Genomic DNA, 20,987 nt, shown 5'->3' with positions numbered 1-20,987 from the left:
ATCATGGGCTAAATATCTTGATCTAAATCTTCTTCAAAAGTAGAATCTTCAGTTCGGTTAATAATTACAATTTCAGTGCCTACCCAATTTTTTAAATTGCTTTAGAAAAACCACCACTTGTCCGTTCACGCAGATAGACATCAAATACAGCCGCGATGTTGCGGATAAGTAATCGTCCGCTTGGTGTGACTTCAATATGATTTGGAGAAAGTTGAATTAAACCATCGGCTTCTAATAGTCGCAGTTGTAATTGTTCTTTTTGAAAATATTCTGCAAAATCACTATCAAAGTGCAGATGATATTTTTCTTCGATGTTATCTAGTGAAAGTTGAAATTGACACATCAATTCCATAATTATTGTGCGGCGAATAATATCATCTTGATTTAGTTTTACTCCTTTTTCAATAGGTAATTCATCACTATTAATTGCTTGATAGTAATTTTTTAACCGTTTATGATTCTGCACATACACATCATGCAGCATACTAATTGAACTCATGCCAAAGCCTAATAAATCAGATTCTGGTTTGGTTGTATAGCCTTGGAAGTTACGATGTAGTTGACCGTTTTGTTGGGCGATCGCTAATTCATCATTCGGTTTAGCAAAATGATCCATGCCAATGAAAACATAGCTATTGGTGCTTAATTCCTCAATTGACATCCGCAAAATATCGAGTTTTTCACTAGCTAACGGTAGTGCGTCTTGGGGAATTAAACGTTGAATTGGTTTTAACCAAGGTACATAAGCAAAGTTAAACACAGCAATCCGATCTGGGTTGAGTTCAATTGTCTTGCGGACTGTACTTTTAAAAGTCTCTAGAGTTTGATAAGGCAACCCATAAATTAAGTCAACATTGACACTGCTAAACCCAGCATCACGCACCCAATCCATTACCTGAAACAGCATTTTTTCTGGCTGAATACGGTTAACAGCCTGCTGTACTTGGAAATTAAAATCTTGAATACCAAAACTAATCCGATTAAAACCCAAATCTTTCAAAGCAAAGAGGTAGTCTCTGTCTAAAAACCTGGGATTGACTTCAATGGAAATTTCCGCATCATCATCAAAATCAAAACAATGATTCAGGGTGCGCCAAAGAGTCTCAACTTGACGCAAAGATAAATAGTTAGGAGTACCACCACCCCAATGCAGTTGTTGAACACTACGTTGATGATCAATTAAAGATGCTACTTGCTGAATATCACGAATCAAGTAATTCAGATAAGGTTCAGCCAGTGTTTTATTTGGGGTAATGATAGTATTACAACCACAGAAATAACAGGCACTTTCACAAAAGGGAATATGGCAATACAAAGATAGGGGTGTTTTTTTGTAATTCCCAACAGCGATAGCAGCTTTAAATTCAGCTTGTTGAAAATCCTCAGTTAACTCCGTCGCTGGAGGGTAGCTAGTGTAGCGTGGTAAAGGCTGATCGTATTTTTTCAGCAATTCAGCATCAAATTTAACAGTTTGTGACAGAAAGTTCATAAAAATTGCTAAATCGTAATTCGTAATTAAAAGTTCGTAGTAAGGACTTTAGTCCTTACTACAAACGTGTCAAAATTTTTAACTCAGCACTCCACACTCCGCACTCTAAATACTGTAATTCAGTACCTTGCTTTCTTCAGGAGTATGTTCTGTACTACCCGGTTTATTTTGGCGAGTCATCAAGTCAAAGATATGATCACCAACTACAGCTTTCACATCTGCTTCTAATTCATGAACTACATCCCGATTCAGGGCAAAGGCATAGTTAGCTTCGTCTACGATTTTCTGAATCATGGCTTCATCTATAGCCAAAGAATTCAAAGCCTGACGGTACTTTTCTTTAAACGCCCGTCTTGCTTCTAGGGTGGGAATTTGTTCAAATTCGTGCATTGCAGTGCCTTGATCTGCTGGTAAATCCATCGCAGAACGGGCAATATTTCGCAGTGCTTGCCCACCAGATAAATCTCCCATGTAGCGGGTATAAGCATGAGCAATTAATAATTCTGGTTGGGTGTTGGCTATTTCCCGCAAGCGATTAACATAAACTTTTCCGGCCGGAGAAAGTGTAATTTCCTCTCGCCAATTTTCACCGTAATAATAGGCTAAATCTTTCTCTAAATTCGCCTGACGATTCAATTCAGGAAAGTACATCAAACCTACAACTGGATGATTTTGATATTGCTGTAATTCTGCCTCTAAAACACAATAGACAAAGTAGAGATCCGCCAGCAATTTACGGAAAAAGCTTTTTTCTACAATCCCTTTGAGGAAACATTTCATAAACGCGGTGTTTTCCGCCAAGGTATGGGAATGTTTTGTTCCTTCCCGTAAACTCACATCTAAATGGCTACTCATGATGAATACCTCATTTGTTGTTAAAAAGTTTTGGTTATGTGTTTAGGGACTGGGGACAAATAAATTCAAAATTCAAAATTAGAGAATACTTGGGGATTGGTGAATTAGGAAAAAATTCTCCCTTGTCCTCCCCTGCTCCTCTGCTTCCCCTGCTCCCCTGCCCCTCTGCTCCCCCTGCTCTCTTCTACGCCCAATCTCTAGGCTGGAGAAAGACTTCAGTCAATTCTGCTTCCGGGCTTCCTGGTTCTGGTTCGTAGCAATATTCCCAACGTGCTAGAGGTGGTAAAGACATGAGGATCGATTCTGTCCGTCCCTTGGTTTGCAGCCCGAACACGGTTCCCCGGTCGTAGACTAAATTAAACTCGACGTAACGACCCCGACGGTACAATTGAAAATGACGCTGGCGATCGCTATACTTTGTTCCTTGTCGCCGTTCTACAATAGGTAAGTAAGCAGGTAAGAAAGCCTGACCGCAAGACTGGACAAACGCAAAGATATCTTCCCAATTCCGCACTACATTTCCCACTTTCTGGCTATAAATTCCTGCTGGACTATCTGCTTGTGTACCGACGTAAAGCTTACCGCTAGCATCCTGATAGTCAAAGAAAATGCCGCCAATGCCTCGCTGTTCTTGACGATGCCGTAAATAGAAGTATTCATCACACCAGCGTTTAAAAGCTGGATAATACTCTGGATGGTGGACATCACAAGCATTTTTTAGTGTTTGATGAAAGTGAACTGCATCCTCTTGAAAGGCGTAGTATGGCGTTAAATCAGCCCCACCACCAAACCACCAGATAGGGCCTGCCTCAAAGTAGCGATAGTTGAGATGTACTGTTGGTACGTAGGGATTGCGGGGATGCAACACCATTGACGTTCCTGTGGCAAAAAACTCATGTCCGGCTGCTTCTGGACGTTGCGCCAAAATCGAAGCTGGTAGGCTATTTCCCCACACTGCGGAAAAGTTCACGCCACCCTGTTCAAATACCCGCCCTTCTCGAATCACACGGGTACGTCCTTCTCCCCCTTCTGCTCTCTCCCAATAGTCTTGGTGAAAGCTGGCTTCCCCATCAAGTTGCTCTAACGCTGTGCAAATCTCATCCTGTAAGTTCTGCATGAATTGCTGCACACGCTGCCGTGAATCCTTGGGTATGGCGTTGGTAGGTGATGTCAGCAATATAGTGTGATTTGGAGATTCTTGCAGAGAATTATCGGAATGACGACCCATGTTAAAACCTCTGAAACTTTGAGTAAGGGTAATTACTACTAATTAATAACTCTATAGTTATTAAGTTGATTTTAACCAAGGAAGTTTCAAAACTTAATAAATTCTCCAAACCTAACTCTTCAGAGCCTTTCCGCTTATTGCTTATATGGAGCTTCTCAAACTTTGCTGAAGGAATGTAAAGAGAGCTAGCGAAAGAACTCTACTTATCATAACTTGATAGTTATGGAATTATTTACTTGATTACCGCATTACTTATGGTTAATACTCTACCCAAACCAGGAATTAAAACCCCCAGCAAAGAAACTATACTCACTCCTCGGTTTTATACTACAGATTTTGAAACCGCCGCTAACCTGGATTTATCCGCCCAGGACTCGGAGTTGCAAGCGATGTTGGCAGAAATGAGGGCAGACTACAACCGTCACCATTTTGTGCGGGATGAGGTATTTGATAAGTCTTGGGAACACATCGAGGGCGAAGCGAGACAGTCGTTTATCGATTACTTGGAACGTTCTTGTATTTCTGAGTTTTCCGGCTTCTTGCTCTTCAAGGAATTATCCCGCAAGCTGAAAAATCGCAGTCCACTGCTGGCAGAGATGTTTCAACTGATGGCGCGTGATGAAGCTCGCCACGCCGGATTTCTCAACAAAGCAATGGGCGATTTTAAACTTTCCCTGGATTTAGCCACGGTGACGAAAACTCGCACCTATACGTTTTTCCCGATTGAGTGGGTACTTTACACCGTTTACTTATCAGAAAAAATCGGCTATTGGCGTTACATCATTATTTACAGACATTTAGAAAAGCACCCGGAAAACCAGTTTTACCCTATCTTCCGCTACTTTGAGAGTTGGTGTCAGGACGAAAACCGCCACGGAGATATATTCAAAGCTCTTTTACGTTCTCAACCGCAACTATGGAAAACTTGGAAAGCTAGGCTATGGAGTCGCTTTTTCTTGCTATCGGTATTTGCTACCCACACGATGACAGTTCATGAACGGGCTGGTTTTTACAAGTCACTGGGACTAGATGCAACGGAATTTGACCGTCAAGTTGTGGAAAATACTAATGAAACGGCGGGGCGGGCTTTTCCTGTGATGCTGAATACAGAACATCCCAGGTTTTTCCCTCGCCTGCAACGCTGTGCAGGTTATAACTTGCAAATTTCAGAAATTGAGCGTAGTTCTCAACCGAAATTTGTGAAGCTGATTCGTAAATTACCGTTAATTGCAGCCATTGTTTGGAATCTGCTGTTAGTCTACCTGCTCAAACCTATTGATACTGAAGCTTTGCGGGGAACTGTGCGTTAAATTTTGGGGGCGATGCCTACGGTGGTAAACTACGCATTCGGTGAGATGATGGGGTGCGTAGTTATCGCTCAAAAGTTCAAACTGATAAACTATAAGCAGTAGCCATAAACGCCAATAGTTGATATGTCGGATTCTATACAGTATGTGACAAATCAAGATGGAGAACGAATTGGTGTGTTGTTAGATTTAGCAACGTACCAACAACTAACAAATTCATCGGTAGAAGATGATGAGATTTTAACAGGATTAAGCTTGGATGAATTGCAAGCTTTGGCGGATAGTATGTTGTCTCCCAAAGTCCAAATTGAGTTAAATGATTTATTGGAGCGAAATGCAGAGAATACACTTGCTGCTGATGAGAAAGCTACTTTAGACAGTATATTGGCTCAGATTGACCAATTAAATGTTTTAAAAACCAGAGCTAGATATACTTTAAAAATTAAAGGGATATCAAAAGTGGCGTGAGTGTTTATATACCTGCTGAATTACAACGCAAAATCCGTGCTAAATTTGCTAATTATTGTGCCTACTGTCATACTGCTGAATACCTAACAGTTACCACTTTTGAGTTTGAGCATATCATTCCTCTATCAGCTGGCGGAGAAACAAGTTTTGAAAATCTTTGTTTGTCTTGTCCTGCTTGTAATCGTTATAAAGCTTCCCATCAAACTGCTGTGGATACAGAAACTCAGCAAGAAGTCTCGTTATTTCATCCACAGCAACAATCATGGCATGAACATTTTGCTTGGAGTGAAGATGCTACTGAGATTAACCCACTCACTTCCGTCGGAAGAGCAACTATTTCTGCATTGAAAATGAATCGTCCACAGTTAATTCGCGTACGTAAAATGTGGGTAAAGTTAGGAGAACATCCGCCTGATATTTGTTAACATCAACTCTGTTGAGGCTTTATTCTAGGCAACTATAAGTTAATAATAAGTGCTTCTTTTAGTTGAGCATATAAATCATTTATCGTTTTTTGAAATTCTGTGTCATTTCTTTCAGATAACCAACCTTTTTTATACCATTTATGGTAGGGTACGTGAACAATTTTCCATCCAGCACGTTTCAATATTTCGACTCGTTCAAGATGCGCGTCTGAATAATTTCTACCATCTTCGGCAAAGTGATAGACTCCATCTACTTCTATAGCACAAGTTTCTTCATTTTTTGAATTGTAAATAACAAAATCTAGCCTTTTATGTCCACAACTAACAACCTGATTATACAAATATAAATAGCTGCTACCAAATTGATTAATAAATTCTCGTAGATAATCTAAAACTCGAAATTCAAATTCAGATTCAATTTTAGATTCATCAAATTTCCAAGTATGCCTATTAGTTAGTGAATTTTCTTCTATAATTGAGTCATCAATAAAATTTTGAGCCTGAAAACCAAAATGACGCAGATATTTTTTCAACAAAACAGCATTTTTTGGTATACCACCATAAATCAAGTAAGTAAAGTTAATTGCTCGACTTGTTGCCACATTAAATCTATTTTTGTTTTCAAAATGCCCTTTTGCCCAGCGTTGGCTAATACCATCTAAACCTAATGTAATAAATATAATATTTCTTTCATTACCTTGAAACTCTTCTGGAGTTCCTACAAACAAATCATGAATTTCTCGCTCTTCGTCGGAAAACTCATTTTCAATTTGTTCTTTTATATATTTTTTTTGTTCCGTAAGGAAAGATACAACGCCAATCATGGGTTTCACTTGTAAATTGAACCCATGATTACTTAGAGGTTCTTTTAAATAATCTTGGTTTCTAATTAAGCCTTTTAACTTTTTTATTAATTCTTCTACTTCTGCTAGTATAATTTTAGCATTTGCATCTCTTTGTCCGCCAACTTCTATAGCTAGAAAACATTCCTTGTGGATATTTTTACCCACCTCAGTCATTAAACGTAAACTATTGTCATAAAATTCTTTGCTGGTAAATGCAGCCAATTGTGGCATAGAGCGAAAATGCTCATCCAAAATAACTTTTGGAATGTAAAATTGGTTATCCTTATTGGTAATAAAATCTAAAATAGATGATTTACTAACAATTAAATCCTTTTCATTTGCTTTTTCATAGGATATAGCACCATTAACAGTTGCAAAACATTGATTCCAAATTAACTTTTCAAAAGTTCTATTTAACGCAAACAAGCCTGCTGCGCTTAATCCTAACTGTCTTTCATCCCCAACTATACAAAAACTTTTTCCTCGGTAAAAAGCGGGAATAATCTCAGCAATATTTACTTGGGAAGCTTCATCAACAATTACTAAATCAAATATCTCGTTTTGAAATGGGATAAATTGACCAAGGTCTTTGATTTCACCCATCCACAATGAAAATATGTTTGTTAGACTGTGGTAATCAATTCCTTGCATGGACTCTAGAATTTTACGCTGATTTGTCCAATAAAGCATTTTGCTAAATAATTCAGCTTGTTTTTTATTTTTGACAAATGAACTCAGTAGCTTAAATTCATATAGATTTTTAATATATTCTTCTTGTTTTTCCAATAAAATTTGCTGCTTTTGATTGATTAGCTGTCTCAGTTGATTTAAGTTTGGTTTTAATTGGTGCTGTGTCAATAAAGAATCAGTATATAGGCAGGTAAGTTTAAAGAACTGTTCCATGTATAGAGGCAAATTAGCTAAGTCTGTAAACTGATCTCTATCAGCATTAATCTTATTAATAAAACATTTATAGAATCGCCTTAAATACAAAATTTCTCGACGCTGAAAGGTAGTACCTTGTTCTAATTTTGTTCTAATTTTTGCAATATTACGTCTATATATTTCTTTACTATTTTCAGAAATTAATTTTTCGCTAAATTTAATTTTTTTTGTGTACTCTTCTCCATAAATCTTTGAAAAATTATCTCGGGCTTTGACATAATTACTATTAATTTTCCAAAAAGTTACTTCGGACTCTAATGATATTTTTAAAGTTTTATAATCTGCATCTATCTCTGCTTTTAAAGAATTAATCTCCTGCTGGCAATTATGAAGATGTTTTTGTTTTATTTCTAACTCACTTTGAAAATTATAAGTAGAGACTTCTCTAACTATTTCTTCTATATAAGCTTTAAGGTGCTTTTTATCTTCATTTTCTGGACCCACATAAATGCTAGAATTTTCACATAGTATTTTATCTATTTTTTTCTTTACTACATCTATAGCAGCTTTCTTTTGAGATACAAATAATACTTTTTTGTTTAATAATATTGCAGTTATCATTATAGCGATAATGGTATGGGATTTACCTGTTCCTGGTGGTCCTTGTATATAAGAGATTTCATGTTGCCAAGCATGATAAAGAGCAGTTTTCTGATTTTGTGATAAAGATAGCGGTAAATAACATAATGCTGCATCTATTTTTTCTCTATCTGTTAAACTGTTGGCAAATTCCACAGATTGATTACGTAAAACTCCTTGAAATAGTTTTTCTAATACTATATTTTGAAATGGCATTTATTTAACCTCTTGAATTAGTTTGCGTAATGCAGTAAATGTTGATAATTGACCTGGGAGACTTCCTATATAGAAAAATTGATGATTAAAAAAAGTTAAGCATTCATTGTTTATATAGTCGTCTAGCTTATTTTTATTAAAAAATTCATCAGATATTAACGCTTGTTTAAATTCTTCTATTTCTTGTTGGAGTTTAATGAAAATTCCTTTTGCAATATATGTAACATTTAAAGTTTCCAGCAGGTTATCTTGCTTTATGTAATTTTCCAAATCCAATTCTATTTCTTCAAAAACTTCTGCTTTATCAGTAAAGTAATTTCTTTGTTCCATGAAATGATTATCTTCAATTTCAATTTCTAATTCTGTTAAATCTCTTTCTAAAATCAATGTTATTAAGTCATAATTCAGACTAGCTGAATCCCACTCAATTTCAGTCCTTAGTTGTCTGCTACTTTCGTCTATATCTATATCTACTAAAAAATAAATTAGAGGACTGGCTATATATTTATTCTCTTTTCTCTTTTGCACAGTTCCTACAACTAAACCATTAGCAAGAAAAAGTTTTCTATCAGCCTCTTTATCTATATGATCTTTAACTTGTTTTAGGTAGCGTGTATCTATAGAATCCGCAGGCATATAATAAGGGTGATTCTTTTTAGTTTTCCTGTATAAAATATTTTCCATTCCAGAACGAAGACTTATTTTTCTACTCATTTCTTGGAGATATGACAAATAAGCCTGGATAATATCAGGTGATGTTTGATTGTTATCAATTAACATAATCTAAAATTTTACTGACTCTTCTAAACTAAATTTTAACGCCCTCAATTCATCAACAGTTGCTTGTAATTTTTCTAGTTGTATATTTGTATTACCATATAGAAGATTGTATAACTTCTCTCCATCTTGATGATTAGCATCTTGCAATTGGCTTAAACATCTGCCAACTTTTTGAGTTTCTTGAATTAAATTTGTTAAATCTAAGTTAGATTTAGTATTTATTTGCTCTAATTCCTTTAAATAATTGTCAATTTTTTGTACTTTTTGAATTAAATTTTCAAGCTGTTTATTGAGATTACTGGATGCTTCAATTTGAGATTTATTTATTTCATTTGCTTGTTCTACTATCACTCTCAGCAGCTTGTCTATCTGCTTTTCATGATTACTTAAACTATTTTGAATCTGAAAAACTAATAAGACAATTACTAATATGAATAATGCTGATAAAGTGGCAGAAAGTATTAGAATTATATTCATTTGCTATCTAGATAGTTAACTGATCAATTTTAAGTAGTATAGATTTTTAGCTAGACTGCGCTTGTTATAGCTTACTTCCCCGTATCTCTGCGGGGAAGTAGGTTATTTCAATTGGGCTGAAAGCGATCGCTTCCCCATTGTTACTAACTAGATGCAGAATTAGCTTCCGAGGCTTTCGCCGCAGGAGAACTGCCACCCATGCGGATTTCAGAAGTAAAAGAAGCCATACTAAAACCACCAAAACGCTTTAATACACTTACCCGCATCCGTAAATTAGGGCTAGCAAACCACAAGCGTTCTTCAGACCACATGGTTTCATACTCTGTAGTCAGAGTCAAAGCACCATCGTTGCCCATTTTATAACGACCAGCTACAGGAGCCTTTTCGGCATAACCCATTTCTCGCAATAGTCTGCCTTCGCTAGGATTACCATCATCTGGTACAGAAACTAGCACAGTAGAGCCAGTGTGTTTCTCTTCATCCCATTCCATTGTGCCGTTCCAGGTAACTCTCGCACCACAGGAGGCAGCACTAGCAGGAATTTCATATGATTGACACAGCTTAATGACTTCTGGGTGATCTGCTGCCAGTGACTCGATAATCAGATCTGACTTCCCATCTTCAGATTGCTTAAAAGCTAAATGATGGCTAGTGCGATGGGAAAACCATTTACCAGCACTCAACTCAAAAAATTCTTCAATATTCATAATTGAAATTACCCTGCATCAAAATACGAAAAATTCCACTTATTATTATTAAAAGGCACTGGGAGGTTTTAGGATTAACCTTGATTACCTCTTTGCTCCAGTCTGATGAGCGAAATCCTCGCTGCTTCCGCAACATTGGAATGGCTGTCTTTTTCTAGATATTTCAACGCTGATATACTCTTGGCAGTAGGTAAATTGCCCAAAGCCTCTGCTAGCCGTTGTCTCACCAACCAATCATCTGATTGGGCAAAGCGCAGTAGATTATCTACGGACTCAATATCTTGAATTTCTCCTAAAGCAGAGATAGCAGCTTCTTGCAATACTAATTCTGGGCTATCCAAAGCTTGAATCAGGATGTCGCGAGCGCGGGGATCTTTGAGATTACCAAGGGAAACAGCCGCACTAAAACGTACTAGCCAGTCCGTATCTTCATAAAATGCTCGTGCCAGCACCTCAAAGGCTCTAGTATCGCCCAAATAACCTAAAGCACCAGCCGCATCAGCACGAATGCCATAATCTGGGTCATTTTGGAGAATTTCTGCCAAAATTGCATAGCATTCTGTGGTTTGCTTGATTCCTAGGGCAAAGATTGCCATCGATCGCAGCTGCAAAGATTCATCAGCCAACACCTTCTTAATTAAAGGTACAGCATCTTCAGCCGGTATATCCCGCAAATTCGCCAAGGCTACCATGCGATCGCGTAAATTCGTACTTTCTAACTGAGCAGAAATTTCCTGCAAGTGTGGAACAGCCATCTATTTATCAGCAATTTCTTAACCTATCTTTACTTTAACTGATATGGGGATTGGGGACTGGGGACTGGGGACTGGGGACTGGGTAAAAATTCTACCTTGTCTCCCCTCACTCCCTCATCCTCCCCTGCTCCCCTGCTCCCCTGTTCCCCTGCCCCCTGCTTTTTCCTAGTCCCCATTTCCTTCTATGTGTTTAATGTAGCAGCCAGAATTAACAATCAGTTGTGCCTCTGGTATGACGAGAAGACTTCACTGATTAGCGAACGTAGGTTAAAGATACAAACCACCAAATACCAACTTGGTATCCGAACTTTAGGAGAAGAACAATGGTTCAACTAAGAGAACGTCCCGCTACATCCAAAATCACCAACTTACAAGAGAAATTTATCTACGAAGTTTGTGCGATGTACGATGCTGAAAATCGCTTTTGGGAAGCGCAACAGACTATGTTGCAGTGTTGTCAAAATAACGAGTTCAGGTCTTTAATCGAAACCCATATTCGGGAAACAGAACAACAAATTCAGAACTTAGAACAGGTGTTCAAAGCTTTGGGACAAGAACCAAAGCGCGTCACCTGTGATGCTGCGGCTGGTCTAATCAGTGATGGGCAGAAGTTCATGCTACTAGCTGCGGAGAGTCAGCAAGTTCTCAATTTGGGATTGGCAGGATGTCAAGCTAAGGTCGAACAATTGGAAATCGCTTGCTACCGTGGTTTGATTAAAGTTGCTGAAAAGATGGGACAACAGCAAGTCGTACAACTGCTACAGCAAAACTTGCAGCAGGAAGAACAGACAGCTAAAAAGATAGAGCAGCAAATGCCAAAGTTACTTAATGAATGTAAGTAATTGTGAAGTCTCAATTACCACTTAGATATTAATAGCGGTTTTCAGTAGGAGTCTGAGAATCGCTATCCACAAAAAGCGAGGTCACAACGGCCTCGTTTCCATTGTTACTTGAGTGTTGGTAATGGTTGAAGTACCGTTTGTTTGTGCTTGCAGCCATCCATCTAGACAATAATCAGCCCAACAAAAACAGTATTCGTACCAGCAAAAATCACATAATCCCTCATCTAATTCTGGATTATCAATTTGTTTGGGGCTGATGTTGTATCGGGGACAGTGGAAGCGATCAGTCATAGCTTTTTTGAATGAAGACTAATTGGATTAGTGGTCAATTTTCTCAGATCCCCAAAAAAATCACCAATTTTATACTGACAGTCCCGCCTGAAGACTTTAAATTTTTGATTACCTGGTTTACCGATTTTTTAAAGCTACAGTAAAGTAGTAATTTTAACTAAATATGTTTTTATACCATAATTAAATGTATTGGTGAAATTCAAATATACAGTGATATTACGGTTAAATTATCTTTATAGTCGGCATTTCTACCATAGAATACATAGAAGTATACGGTGAATTAGATGAATATTTCACCCACTGCAATTGAGCCATTCAGTAATGACAAACATATTTTCACCAGTTACACTCTTTGATCAAAGAGATTACCGTTTAGGTAAAGAGCTGAAGTTGTAAGACACCCATTTTTTACATAGGTTTAGAGTTCAGTAGTCCACTCAAATTAACCGTAGTTGTTACACTACGGTTTTTTTATTGTTAAAAATACTAACTTTTTGGATTTTCGATTGTATCGTTGTGTAAATAATTTCTAGTGATTGTTACCACGCCAAAAACAAGCTTGATGAATAAAAATAAAGTATAGCTTTACAAAAATATTCTTTATGTGGCTAAAAAAAGTTGGCGGCTTGGTGGCAATACTCTCGTTATCATTTAGTGGCATAGCAAATGCTCAAACCACTAACAATACCTTTTATTTGCAAGTAGGTTCTAATAAAAACGGTGATCCAATTGTTTTGGATGTGGCATCTGTGAAAGGCACGGAATACACCCTACTAGAACAGCATGGTGACACCATCATCAAAAGAACTCTTCTTGCTGCTTGTAGTCAAGGTAGATTGTTCTCTAGGAAATTTGCACTTTATGCTTCCAATGGTCGATTGACTAGAGTGGATAAAGTTGAGCAAGAAATTTTTCCTCAACCGAGAACTGCTGATGCCAATTCTATGGAAATTGTTTGTCGGGTAGCAGATAGTGACAATTAGTAGTTGGTGATTGTGGAGCATAATTTGATTTAAATTTGAGTTGGGCATTTTCTTTCTTCAGAAGAAATACATAGTTATTTTTACCGAAACTTTTGTAGGTTTTCTCCCACTGACGCACCCTTGTATATTAAAAGAAGTAGTAGACTATTTTGAATTGATTCATTTGGAAGTCCCTAAAGCCCTTGCTACGAACCTACAGCAACTTCTCTACAGGTTTTCTTTTTGTTGTCGGCGTTCTTTGAGTTTGAGCAGCATTTCTGCGTGCATCTCACGGGTGATGGGATAGAAATAGGTTAAGACTAAGCCAAAAATTAAACAGATGGTGGGTATAGGGCCGACAGCAATCCGAATAGCCAACAATGCAGAGTCAGGTTGTATGGGTAATGCCGTTTGTCCGGCTACAGCTTCTTTAAAACCAGATGCTTGCAAGGCATTACCTACTAAAAATAGGCCAAAAGCTAAACCAAATTTCTGCAATAAAACCATAAAACCATAAAAAATTCCTTCCCGGCGCTGTCCAGTTTGGAGTTCGTCTAATTCAATCACATCGGGAATCATCGACCAGGGAACTAGGTAAGCTGTAGATACACCAAATCCCGCCATCACAGCCATGACATACATCAAACTGATTTGACCGGGTTGTAAGAAAAATAGTCCTGCACCGGCAATAATCCATAAACTCATACCCAGGAAATAAACCAGTTTTTTACCAATTTTCTTACTGACAGCAGTCCACACAAATAACATCAGTAAAGCCGTTCCTTGGACTGCAATCATGACTGTCGGTACATCTGACTCTGGCAGAGCCATACAGTTAATGACAAAGTAAGGAATAATGCTGGCTGTAACTTGTACCCCTAACCAAGAAAATAGATATATACCAATAACAAATAAAAAGGGACGGTTGCTAAAAGCGATTTTGAGTTGTTGGAAAAAAGGGATAGATTCAGATTCTTGGACTTGAATACGTTTGGCTTCAAAGGCTAAAACGCGATCGCGCACACCATAAACGCACCAATATAAGGATAAAACGGAAATTACAGTACAAATTGCTGCTAAAACTAGATATTGTTGTTGGCGATCGCTAATCACGGAAAAAACTACTTTCGACAACAGTAGCGAGAGAATGCTACCACCAATAGAAAAGCTGAAGCGAAAACTATTGAGGCTAGTACGTTCGTCATAGTCTTGGGTAAGTTCTGGGGTGAGTGCGGTGTAAGGCAGATTCACCACAGTATAAAATACCTGAGAAATCAACCCAATCACTACGTAGTACCAAAATAACGCCCAAACATTACTACCTTGGTTGTTACTAAATGGCGGTACAATCCATTGTAAGAAAAAGAAAATCCCAAAAGGAATTGCACCATACAACATCCAAGGTAAACGACGACCCCAACGTCGCGATTGGGTTTTATCTGTCAGTACCCCCACAATCGGATCATTGACTGCATCCCAAATTTTCCCAATGAGCAACACACTGCCAGCCAAGCCCGCCGGAATACCTGCCACATTGGTAAAGAAAATTAAAAGGAAAAATATGGCTATATTGGCGGTAATTGCAGGGCCTAAATCACCTGCACCATAAGCCAGCTTGGTTTTTAAGTCTAGTTTTTGACTTGGTTGAGCATTTGGGGGATAGTCATCAGCAGCAGAATCGCTCATAATGTTTTGCGCTCATACTAAAATATGAAGTTTGTGATAGCTTCGCTTGTCGTAGGCATCGCCTTTAGTATCTTCTAAAACATACTTACTTTATGCCAGACCTTTACGTTTCTTGGTCAGAGTATCACTATAAAATCGAACAATTAGCTGCTCATATTTATCACTCCGGTTGGGAATTTAATCAGATTGTCTGTCTAGCCAGAGGCGGATTGCGAGTTGGTGATATTCTCTCCCGTATATACAATCAGCCTTTAGCAATTTTAGCAACATCATCTTACAGTGGTCCCGGCAAACAAGAAAGAGGTCATTTAACCTTTTCTCGTTACATAACAATGACAACTGAAACATTAGGTTCGCGCATTCTCCTGGTTGATGACTTGGTAGACTCTGGAATCACTCTCAAAGAAACTCTTCCTTGGCTGCATGAAAATATTAATTCCCCCATTGAGGAAATACGTACTGCCGTCATTTGGTATAAAGCTTGCTCTGTGATTGCACCCAATTACTACGTTGATTATTTGCCTGACAATCCTTGGATTCATCAACCTTTTGAACATTATGAAAAAATCAGTCCGGCTGAATTGGCAGCTAAGGTAGGATAAGGGATGGGAGATTGACACTCTCACCATCACACCCGCAGGGTTGATGGGAAATTTTTATAGCTGTAGCCAATGAGATTAGGACATCAGGAAATCATAAAACCATTACCATCAAAGGCTTTTAAACCTGTCACCTGTCACCTGTCACCTGTCACCTGTCACCTGTCACCTGCCACCTGTCACCTGCCATAACACCGCTAATTTTTAAAACATCACTCATAGTTGCACAGTAATTTGGTAAGTCAAAACTGTCAGGATTAATTACAGTATCATAAGTGAAATGGCGATAGTTCATGCAGAATCTATCCCAAGCCGCCATTTGAATCCGAAAGATGGCGATAATTAGATTGGCTAGGGATAAAGATAGGGGAATGCGGAAGTAAATGTTTTTACCGAGATAAGCGCAAACTTCTGCTATTGCTTGGTTGACAGTTAATTTTTGTTGACCTAAAACTAATTTGCGCGGTGCATCGGTTTGGGGAGGATGGGTAATTAAATATTTAACGACGCTGGCAATATCTTGACCGTGGATAAAATGAAAGCTGCCATCAACTTGCAAGCAGCGAATTAAATTAATATATTTAGTGACTTCTGGAATGCCCGATGTTAGGTGAGAATAGGGTTTTTTAGCATCACCACCTAAAACTAAAGTTGGAAAAACAGTAGTAATTTTAGATGCGATCGCTAATTGTGATATTTTCTGTAAACATTCATATTTAGACCGGATATAGTCTGTACCAATTTCCCCTGCTGCTTTGAGTGGTTGATTGTGGCGGTCTAAAACACTAGCTGTAGAAAAATAAATTACCTGTTCACAACGCTCAGGATCTAATAAGTTGAGTAATTCTAAAGTTTTTAAGACATTAATATCAAAAGTTTGCTCACCACCCCAAGCCGTAGCTGTGAGAACTGCGACATCAATTGTGGGTAGTAAGTCAGATAATTGGCTGATATTTTGCATATCACCCTGCAAAATATGAATACCAGGACGAACCTTAGTATCAACTTGCAATTTACTGGGATTCCTCACCAGCAAATACAGTTCGTCATTTGTTTCTTTAATTAAAGCTTCACTAATATAGTGACCTATACAGCCACTAGCGCCGGTCACTAAAATACGTTTTTGAGTCATAAGAAAGCAAAAGGTAAAAATATTTACCATTTATAGGTAAAAGTCAATAGTCTCTAGTCCAAAGCCAATAGTTCCCAGCCGAAATAATTGTCCAGACGTGATTAATTGCATTGCCATTGACTAATGACTAATGACTATTGACTAATAACTAAACAAGCACATTAAGTTGTTTGGCGGTTTCAAAGAAGAAAGCGACGTTTTCCTCTGGGGTATCTGGTAGTACACCATGTCCGAGATTGAGAATGTGACCCCAGTTACCAGCTTTGCGAACAGTATCAATGATGCGATCGCGGATAAACTGTTTAGAGCCATACAATACGCCAGGGTCAAGATTACCTTGGACTTTGACGTGTTTACCTAATCTGGCTCTGGCATCAGCCATGTCTACTGTCCAGTCTACAGTTACGATATCAGCCCCGGATTTTGCCATGCGTTCCAATACGCCTGCGCTACCACTGACTAGCAAAATCAATGGTGTGTCTGGGTGAGTTTCCTTAATTTGCTGGAATACCCGTTGCTGGTAGGGGAGAGCAAAGGTGTCATAATCTTGGGGGCTGAGTTGTCCCGCCCAAGAGTCGAACATTTGCACTACTTGTGCGCCGGAGTCGATTTGATAACGGGCATAAACTGCGATCGCATCTGCTAATTTAGCTAGGAGTTGATGCAACACTGCCGGTTCTGAGAACGCCATGTTTTTGATGATGGAGTAGGTTTTAGAACCTTTACCCTCTACTGCATAGGCGGCTAAAGTCCAAGGCGCACCCACAAAGCCCAATACCGTTGATTTGTTGCCTACTTCTTGACGCAAAGCCTGCAAGATAGTTTTGATAAACGGTAGAGCTGCTTCTGGTTCTAAGGGATGCAGCCCGTCAACTTGTGCTTGGGTGCGAATGGGCGCATGAATGATGGGGCCTTTACCTTCCGCAATGTCCATTTCAATCCCCAAACCTGGTAAGGGGGTGACAATATCGGAAAATAAAATTACTCCGTCTGGTTGGAAAGCTCTCCAAGGTTGCAGGGAGACTTCAATCGCTACTTCAGGAATTTCAGAGCGATCGCGAAATGAAGGGTATTTCTCCCTTAAATCTCGATAAGCTTTCATATATCGTCCTGCTTGGCGCATCATCCATACAGGGGGACGATCAACAATTTCACCACGAGCAGCCCGCAAAAGATGAGGAGCCGTTGACGAAACACCCATTTAACACTTCATCCTAAGTCACTTTTTTATGTCAATGTTTAGCTTATCATTCTGGGATTACGCTTTATCAAGGGGAGGTAGGGGACAGGGGGCAGAGGGCAGGAGGAAAGAAATAAATTTGAGGTTTAATCATAGATGGTTTGATGGACTCAAACTAGCTGGAAAAGCCCTATTAAATATAGATTGAGGTCAGGTTATAACCCTATTTAAATACCTTTTGCCTTTTGCCTTTTGCCTCCTGCTTTGATCTAATTTCTTAACTTATCTTAATATGCAAACCAACTCTAATAACTCATCTAGTTTTGCATCAGCTAATAGTAATTTTCACTTAGGTAAGCTACTAATTCCCCGTTCTCAACGCCGGATGTTCTTTTTCCAGTTAACTTTGATGACTGTTATCGGGTGGGTTGTAGGTGGGATTGCCAGTATTGCGATCGAAAGAATTATTTGGCAAAGCCTACCGCCGAATGTGGCAGCACAGCCACAAATATGGAGCTTTTGGATAAGATTGGTTGGTAATATGGTGTTTGCGGTAATTTTCGCTGCTGATCAAGCTCTTGTTCTGCGTCGCTATATTTCTTTTTGGCTATGGCTACTTGCTACTAGCATTGGTTGGCTGCTGGCTTACAGTGTCTCCACCGCCTGGATTCACTATATTTCCACTATTGCCAATTCCTTTAATGACACATTAACTTCTGAAGTCGCTTTGACTTTGGGATTTTTGTCAACACTTCTATATATTCTTTCAGGGATTTGGTTGGGGTTGTGCCAATGGTTAGTTTTGCGACGTTACACAAGTAAAGTTTGGTGGTGGAATTTCTTACCCTCTTTGGCTTTTTTGTGTATTAGCGTGTTGGTTTGGTTGCTGTCTCTTGTGCAGAATTTAATTCCCGAAGTACATCGTACTCCCTTAGTGTATTGGAGTGAACAAGGATTTACGGCTATGATTCTCGGAGTTGTACCGGCAATAGGCTTGTGTACTTTGAAAAAACACTTACATCGTAAAACTGGAATTGCTAGGCCATCCTAAAGTGTTGGTTGGCTAGTTGCTTGACATGGGATAAAAGGTTACAGAAGGATGACAAAAGATCGGGTGTTACAAAAAAATATTCTGCCACCTGTTGCTGACAAACTGCCCCAGGTTTTAGAGTTACATGGCGATCGCCGTGTAGACAACTACTTTTGGATGCGCGACATTGATGATCCCAAAGTAATTGCATATCTAGAAGCGGAAAACGCCTACACAAAGGCGATGATGCAGCATACAGAATCGCTGCAAACTCAACTCTACGATGAAATGCTCTCTCGCATTAAAGAAACAGATTTATCAGTGCCATACCGGAAAGATAATTACTATTACTATTCGCGCACTGAAGCCGGCAAAGCTTATCGCATTTATTGCCGCAAGAAAGGAAGTTTAGATGCTCCTGAAGAAGTGCTGCTAGATGAAAATGAATTAGCAGCCCAACATGATTTCTTTGATTTAGGTGTATTTGTCATTAGCCCTAATCATCAAATTCTAGCATATTCATTTGATACTACTGGTTCCGAGCGATATACACTTTTCTTTTTGGACTTAAATACCAGGCAGTTATATCCAGAAAGTATTGAGGATACTTATTTTTCTTTTAGTTGGGGTAATGATAATCAAACAGGCTTTTATACCAAAATTGATCATGCCAATCGTCCTTACCAATTATTCAGACATACTTTAGGTACTCCCACATCCGAAGATGTGCTAATTTACCACGAACCAGATGATGGTTATGCTTTATATGTGCATAATACTCGCTCGCAAGCATATATTTTGATGACTTTACGAAGCAGTATCACCACAGAAGTTCACTATTTAGATGCTAATCATCCCCGTGGTGATTTTCAGATAATTTATCCACGTCATCCAGGCATAGAATACGATGTAGACCATCATAGTGATTACTTTTATGTCGTTACCAATGAAGCAGCTACTAACTTTAAATTAGTGAAAACTCCCATAGCTGCACCATCAAAAGATAACTGGCAAACTGTAATTCCTCACCGAGAAGATGTGTTGCTTTCAGGAATTAGTTTGTTTGCCAATTATTTAGTTATTTATGAACGTAAAGATGGTCTACAAACTGCCAGAGTACATAATTTATTCACTGGTGAGGAAAGTAATATTATCTTTCCTGAACCCACCTATGAATTTTCCGAAGGTAGTAACCCAGAATTTCATACAAACATCTTGCGTTTTAATTACACTTCCTTAATTACACCGCCATCGGTGTTTGATTATGATATGCAAACAAAAGCGCGGGAATTGAAAAAACAAACAGAAGTGCTGGGTGACTACGATCAAACTCAATATCAAAGTGAATGGTTGATGGCTACGGCCCAAGATGGTACACAAGTTCCCATCTCGATTGTTTACAAACAGGGGATAAAACAAGACAGTAGAAACCCCCTCATCCTCACAGGATACGGTTCTTACGGTGCTTCTTACCCGGCATCTTTTTCATCCACTAGATTAGCATTACTAGATCGCGGAGTAGTGTTTGCGATCGCGCATATTCGTGGTGGCGAGGAAATGGGGCGCAAATGGTATGAAAATGGCAAATTTTTACAGAAAAAGAACACCTTTACCGATTTTATCGCCTGTGCTGAATATTTAATTAGTGAAGGTTGGACAGCCAGCGATCGCCTAGCCATTACTGGCGGTAGTGCAGGCGGTTTATTAATGGGCGCAGTCATTAATCAGCGTCCTGACTTGTTTCAAGTAGTCGTCGCCCAGGTGCCGTTTGTCGATGTGGTGTCTACAATACTAGATACCTCTCTACCCCTATCAGCGATGGAATGGGAAGAATGGGGGAATCCCAATGATCCGATCTACTATGAATACATGAAATCATACTCGCCCTACGATAACGTCAAAGCCCAGAATTATCCCCATTTGCTGATTACGGCTGGCTTAAATGATTCCCGTGTCAAATACTGGGAACCGGCCAAGTGGACAGCCAAATTACGGGAAATCAAAACAGATAATAACGTTCTCTTGCTCAAAACAAACATGGATGCAGGACATAGCGGTGCATCTGGACGTTACGAAAGCCTAAAAGAGTTAGCTTTTGAGTATGCCTTTATTCTTGATCGTTGGGGTTTAGTAGAGAAGTAATTAGGAATTGGGCATTGGGGAGGTAGTGCATTTGGCGAGTTTCCCGA

Annotated in this window: 20 protein-coding genes and 1 pseudogene; 8 read left to right on the top strand and 13 right to left on the bottom strand. The window is 38.9% G+C overall.

Annotated features, from left to right (window positions below):
* Positions 1 to 11: 11 nt before the first annotated feature.
* The 4 genes and pseudogenes from NOS7524_RS31210 to hemF all read right to left on the bottom strand — a co-directional run.
* Positions 12 to 80, bottom strand: a pseudogene (locus NOS7524_RS31210) (IS607 family transposase); the annotation flags it as partial.
* Positions 81 to 91: 11 nt separating this feature from the next.
* Complete coding sequence (hemN, locus tag NOS7524_RS19205; RefSeq protein ID WP_015140145.1) at positions 92 to 1,489, bottom strand: oxygen-independent coproporphyrinogen III oxidase; 1,398 nt, start codon at positions 1,487 to 1,489, stop codon at positions 92 to 94.
* 105 nt (positions 1,490 to 1,594) lie between these two features.
* Positions 1,595 to 2,344 carry a biliverdin-producing heme oxygenase gene (locus tag NOS7524_RS19200; protein WP_015140144.1) on the bottom strand — a complete coding sequence of 250 codons (750 nt, stop codon included), beginning with the start codon at positions 2,342 to 2,344 and terminating at the stop codon, positions 1,595 to 1,597.
* A gap of 184 nt (positions 2,345 to 2,528) precedes the next feature.
* Positions 2,529 to 3,572 (bottom strand): oxygen-dependent coproporphyrinogen oxidase, encoded by a 1,044-nt coding sequence (gene hemF / locus NOS7524_RS19195; RefSeq protein ID WP_015140143.1) that lies wholly within the window; start codon positions 3,570 to 3,572, stop codon positions 2,529 to 2,531.
* 254 nt (positions 3,573 to 3,826) lie between these two features.
* Between hemF and acsF the strand changes: the two genes are divergently transcribed.
* The 3 genes from acsF to NOS7524_RS19180 all read left to right on the top strand — a co-directional run bounded on the left by acsF (position 3,827) and on the right by NOS7524_RS19180 (position 5,772).
* Positions 3,827 to 4,882: a magnesium-protoporphyrin IX monomethyl ester (oxidative) cyclase gene (gene acsF, locus NOS7524_RS19190; RefSeq protein WP_015140142.1), complete on the top strand. Its 1,056-nt coding sequence runs from the start codon at positions 3,827 to 3,829 to the stop codon at positions 4,880 to 4,882.
* Between the two features lie 123 nt (positions 4,883 to 5,005).
* Positions 5,006 to 5,347 (top strand): hypothetical protein, encoded by a 342-nt coding sequence (locus NOS7524_RS19185; RefSeq protein ID WP_015140141.1) that lies wholly within the window; start codon positions 5,006 to 5,008, stop codon positions 5,345 to 5,347.
* A complete protein-coding gene (locus tag NOS7524_RS19180) occupies positions 5,344 to 5,772 on the top strand; it encodes an HNH endonuclease (RefSeq protein WP_015140140.1) in 429 nt (142 codons plus the stop codon). The genes NOS7524_RS19185 and NOS7524_RS19180 overlap by 4 nt, the downstream gene beginning before the upstream one ends.
* Before the next feature lie 32 nt (positions 5,773 to 5,804).
* Here NOS7524_RS19180 and NOS7524_RS19175 read toward each other — a convergent pair whose 3' ends face one another.
* The 5 genes from NOS7524_RS19175 to NOS7524_RS19155 form a co-directional block, all read right to left on the bottom strand.
* Positions 5,805 to 8,357 carry an AAA domain-containing protein gene (locus NOS7524_RS19175; protein WP_015140139.1) on the bottom strand — a complete coding sequence of 851 codons (2,553 nt, stop codon included), beginning with the start codon at positions 8,355 to 8,357 and terminating at the stop codon, positions 5,805 to 5,807.
* Positions 8,358 to 9,137 (bottom strand): hypothetical protein, encoded by a 780-nt coding sequence (locus NOS7524_RS19170; protein ID WP_015140138.1) that lies wholly within the window; start codon positions 9,135 to 9,137, stop codon positions 8,358 to 8,360.
* Between the two features lie 3 nt (positions 9,138 to 9,140).
* Positions 9,141 to 9,614, bottom strand: a complete 474-nt coding sequence (locus NOS7524_RS19165; protein ID WP_015140137.1) for a hypothetical protein — start codon at positions 9,612 to 9,614, stop codon at positions 9,141 to 9,143.
* Positions 9,615 to 9,757: 143 nt separating this feature from the next.
* Positions 9,758 to 10,321: a phycobiliprotein lyase gene (locus tag NOS7524_RS19160; RefSeq protein WP_015140136.1), complete on the bottom strand. Its 564-nt coding sequence runs from the start codon at positions 10,319 to 10,321 to the stop codon at positions 9,758 to 9,760.
* A 74-nt stretch (positions 10,322 to 10,395) separates the two neighbouring features.
* The gene (locus NOS7524_RS19155; protein WP_015140135.1) at positions 10,396 to 11,076 is read right to left on the bottom strand and encodes a HEAT repeat domain-containing protein; all 681 of its coding nucleotides are present in this window, start codon (positions 11,074 to 11,076) and stop codon (positions 10,396 to 10,398) included.
* Positions 11,077 to 11,399: 323 nt separating this feature from the next.
* Here NOS7524_RS19155 and NOS7524_RS19150 point away from each other — a divergent pair, with 323 nt between their 5' ends.
* Positions 11,400 to 11,918, top strand: coding sequence for a YciE/YciF ferroxidase family protein (locus NOS7524_RS19150; RefSeq protein ID WP_015140134.1), 519 nt, complete (start codon positions 11,400 to 11,402; stop codon positions 11,916 to 11,918).
* Between the two features lie 81 nt (positions 11,919 to 11,999).
* Here NOS7524_RS19150 and NOS7524_RS19145 read toward each other — a convergent pair whose 3' ends face one another.
* The gene (locus tag NOS7524_RS19145) at positions 12,000 to 12,209 is read right to left on the bottom strand and encodes a hypothetical protein (RefSeq protein ID WP_015140133.1); all 210 of its coding nucleotides are present in this window, start codon (positions 12,207 to 12,209) and stop codon (positions 12,000 to 12,002) included.
* A gap of 602 nt (positions 12,210 to 12,811) precedes the next feature.
* Here NOS7524_RS19145 and NOS7524_RS19140 point away from each other — a divergent pair.
* Positions 12,812 to 13,192, top strand: coding sequence for a hypothetical protein (locus tag NOS7524_RS19140; protein WP_015140132.1), 381 nt, complete (start codon positions 12,812 to 12,814; stop codon positions 13,190 to 13,192).
* Positions 13,193 to 13,399: 207 nt separating this feature from the next.
* Here the strand turns inward: NOS7524_RS19140 and NOS7524_RS19135 are convergent, their stop codons facing one another.
* Positions 13,400 to 14,857 carry an MFS transporter gene (locus tag NOS7524_RS19135; protein ID WP_015140131.1) on the bottom strand — a complete coding sequence of 486 codons (1,458 nt, stop codon included), beginning with the start codon at positions 14,855 to 14,857 and terminating at the stop codon, positions 13,400 to 13,402.
* 92 nt (positions 14,858 to 14,949) lie between these two features.
* On the opposite strand from NOS7524_RS19135, the gene NOS7524_RS19130 reads away from it, so the two are divergent.
* The gene (locus NOS7524_RS19130) at positions 14,950 to 15,459 is read left to right on the top strand and encodes a phosphoribosyltransferase (protein WP_015140130.1); all 510 of its coding nucleotides are present in this window, start codon (positions 14,950 to 14,952) and stop codon (positions 15,457 to 15,459) included.
* A 148-nt stretch (positions 15,460 to 15,607) separates the two neighbouring features.
* Here NOS7524_RS19130 and NOS7524_RS19125 read toward each other — a convergent pair whose 3' ends face one another.
* Together NOS7524_RS19125 and hemE are read right to left on the bottom strand one after the other, a co-directional pair.
* On the bottom strand, positions 15,608 to 16,588 hold the full coding sequence (locus tag NOS7524_RS19125) for an NAD-dependent epimerase/dehydratase family protein (protein WP_015140129.1): 981 nt from the start codon (positions 16,586 to 16,588) through the stop codon (positions 15,608 to 15,610).
* Positions 16,589 to 16,736: 148 nt separating this feature from the next.
* Positions 16,737 to 17,789 (bottom strand): uroporphyrinogen decarboxylase, encoded by a 1,053-nt coding sequence (hemE, locus tag NOS7524_RS19120; protein ID WP_015140128.1) that lies wholly within the window; start codon positions 17,787 to 17,789, stop codon positions 16,737 to 16,739.
* Between the two features lie 271 nt (positions 17,790 to 18,060).
* Here hemE and NOS7524_RS19115 point away from each other — a divergent pair, with 271 nt between their 5' ends.
* Positions 18,061 to 18,819 (top strand): hypothetical protein, encoded by a 759-nt coding sequence (locus NOS7524_RS19115; protein ID WP_015140127.1) that lies wholly within the window; start codon positions 18,061 to 18,063, stop codon positions 18,817 to 18,819.
* 48 nt (positions 18,820 to 18,867) lie between these two features.
* Positions 18,868 to 20,940, top strand: a complete 2,073-nt coding sequence (locus NOS7524_RS19110) for a S9 family peptidase (protein ID WP_015140126.1) — start codon at positions 18,868 to 18,870, stop codon at positions 20,938 to 20,940.
* Positions 20,941 to 20,987 lie beyond the last annotated feature (47 nt).

The sequence above is a fragment of the Nostoc sp. PCC 7524 genome, assembly GCF_000316645.1.
Taxonomy (GTDB): Bacteria; Cyanobacteriota; Cyanobacteriia; order Cyanobacteriales; family Nostocaceae; genus Trichormus.
Note: the sequence above shows the minus strand (reverse complement) of the source record. Positions and strands in the feature narration are given on the sequence as shown.

Excerpts from the sequence above, each read along its gene's own strand:
- hemN (WP_015140145.1), bottom strand. The coding sequence starts at position 1,489 with ATGAACTTTCTGTCACAAACTGTTAAATTTGATGCTGAATTGCTGAAA.
- NOS7524_RS19200 (WP_015140144.1), bottom strand. The coding sequence starts at position 2,344 with ATGAGTAGCCATTTAGATGTGAGTTTACGGGAAGGAACAAAACATTCC.
- hemF (WP_015140143.1), bottom strand. The coding sequence starts at position 3,572 with ATGGGTCGTCATTCCGATAATTCTCTGCAAGAATCTCCAAATCACACT.
- acsF (WP_015140142.1), top strand. The coding sequence starts at position 3,827 with ATGGTTAATACTCTACCCAAACCAGGAATTAAAACCCCCAGCAAAGAA.
- NOS7524_RS19185 (WP_015140141.1), top strand. The coding sequence starts at position 5,006 with ATGTCGGATTCTATACAGTATGTGACAAATCAAGATGGAGAACGAATT.
- NOS7524_RS19175 (WP_015140139.1), bottom strand. The coding sequence starts at position 8,357 with ATGCCATTTCAAAATATAGTATTAGAAAAACTATTTCAAGGAGTTTTA.
- NOS7524_RS19170 (WP_015140138.1), bottom strand. The coding sequence starts at position 9,137 with ATGTTAATTGATAACAATCAAACATCACCTGATATTATCCAGGCTTAT.
- NOS7524_RS19165 (WP_015140137.1), bottom strand. The coding sequence starts at position 9,614 with ATGAATATAATTCTAATACTTTCTGCCACTTTATCAGCATTATTCATA.
- NOS7524_RS19160 (WP_015140136.1), bottom strand. The coding sequence starts at position 10,321 with ATGAATATTGAAGAATTTTTTGAGTTGAGTGCTGGTAAATGGTTTTCC.
- NOS7524_RS19155 (WP_015140135.1), bottom strand. The coding sequence starts at position 11,076 with ATGGCTGTTCCACACTTGCAGGAAATTTCTGCTCAGTTAGAAAGTACG.
- NOS7524_RS19150 (WP_015140134.1), top strand. The coding sequence starts at position 11,400 with ATGGTTCAACTAAGAGAACGTCCCGCTACATCCAAAATCACCAACTTA.
- NOS7524_RS19145 (WP_015140133.1), bottom strand. The coding sequence starts at position 12,209 with ATGACTGATCGCTTCCACTGTCCCCGATACAACATCAGCCCCAAACAA.
- NOS7524_RS19140 (WP_015140132.1), top strand. The coding sequence starts at position 12,812 with ATGTGGCTAAAAAAAGTTGGCGGCTTGGTGGCAATACTCTCGTTATCA.
- NOS7524_RS19135 (WP_015140131.1), bottom strand. The coding sequence starts at position 14,857 with ATGAGCGATTCTGCTGCTGATGACTATCCCCCAAATGCTCAACCAAGT.
- NOS7524_RS19130 (WP_015140130.1), top strand. The coding sequence starts at position 14,950 with ATGCCAGACCTTTACGTTTCTTGGTCAGAGTATCACTATAAAATCGAA.
- NOS7524_RS19125 (WP_015140129.1), bottom strand. The coding sequence starts at position 16,588 with ATGACTCAAAAACGTATTTTAGTGACCGGCGCTAGTGGCTGTATAGGT.
- hemE (WP_015140128.1), bottom strand. The coding sequence starts at position 17,789 with ATGGGTGTTTCGTCAACGGCTCCTCATCTTTTGCGGGCTGCTCGTGGT.
- NOS7524_RS19115 (WP_015140127.1), top strand. The coding sequence starts at position 18,061 with ATGCAAACCAACTCTAATAACTCATCTAGTTTTGCATCAGCTAATAGT.
- NOS7524_RS19110 (WP_015140126.1), top strand. The coding sequence starts at position 18,868 with ATGACAAAAGATCGGGTGTTACAAAAAAATATTCTGCCACCTGTTGCT.